Here is a 313-nt window from a genome sequence, read left to right as displayed (position 1 = left end):
ATCAATAATGTCGATTGCAACGACAACGAACTTCAATACGTAGACGCCGACGGCGATGGGTACGGAAGTACGACCTTTGCCGCATGCGGTCCCAATAATAATTCCGATTGTAATGACAACCAATTGCAATACATGGATGCCGACGGCGATGGTTTTGGTCGCAATGTTTTGGTGGCTTGTGGAGTGATCAATAATATCGATTGCAACGACAACGAACTTCAATACGTGGATGCTGATGGCGATGGGTACGGAAGTACGACCTTTGCCGCATGCGGTCCCAATAATAATTCCGATTGTAATGACAATCAATTGC

1 protein-coding gene is annotated in these 313 nt (G+C 46.0%); it reads left to right on the top strand.

Annotated features, from left to right (window positions below; translation table 11 throughout):
* Positions 1-313: hypothetical protein (locus tag EQG61_RS13825; protein ID WP_206733898.1), on the top strand; the 313-nt coding region annotated here is incomplete at both ends.

The organism is Flavobacterium stagni (assembly GCF_004122105.1).
In the GTDB taxonomy this organism is placed as follows: Bacteria; Bacteroidota; Bacteroidia; order Flavobacteriales; family Flavobacteriaceae; genus Flavobacterium; species Flavobacterium stagni.
The sequence above is the reverse complement of the archived record's forward strand: the minus strand, read 5'-3'. Positions and strand labels throughout refer to the sequence as shown.